The organism is Vibrio sp. 10N.222.52.B7 (assembly GCF_041474275.1).
GTDB classification, from domain to species: Bacteria; Pseudomonadota; Gammaproteobacteria; order Enterobacterales; family Vibrionaceae; genus Vibrio; species Vibrio crassostreae_C.
On record NZ_JBFRTU010000280.1, the window covers coordinates 1 to 507 of the forward strand.

The 507-nt window shown below is 47.1% G+C and carries 1 protein-coding gene; it reads right to left on the reverse strand.

The annotated features are described in order from the left end of the window. Positions 1 to 49 precede the first annotated feature (49 nt). The coding region (locus AB4512_RS22840; RefSeq protein ID WP_372175816.1) for a MipA/OmpV family protein at positions 50 to 507 on the reverse strand (458 nt) is incomplete at its 5' end.

Genomic DNA, 507 nt, shown 5'->3' on the forward strand with positions numbered 1-507 from the left:
ACCAAAGAGCCTGCATTGATGCAGGCTCTTTTTGTTTTAGTCAGTAAACTTACAACCCCGCAAACCGATAGGTAACGCCTAGTTCGAATGACCAGCCCAAGTCTCGTTGTATCAACGCGCTGTCGCTGTCGTGATGAATCAAGTCTGCGCGTGCGATACCAATCCAAGTTGGCGTAAACTCATAAAGCCCGATTAACCCTGCTTGATAAACAAACGTTGACCCTGCATCAAACTGATTTAACCCTGAGGCAGAAGATTCGGTGTTAGAAATACCATACAGGTGATTGGACAGTTTCTTGTCACGATAATCGACTTCTAGGTAGGGCGTAATGGTGAATGGCTGTGTCCAGGTTTCTAACGTTCTGCCTAAGTGAAGCTGAACTTCGTAGCCGTTATGTTCTGAAGTCACATCGTGTAAGTAGGTGAGGCGTGCGCCTACCGTTCCTAAGGTTATCCCCAGCTCTCCATTGCCATCTCTGTCTTGAATGCCGTTAGGTAGGTCAACGA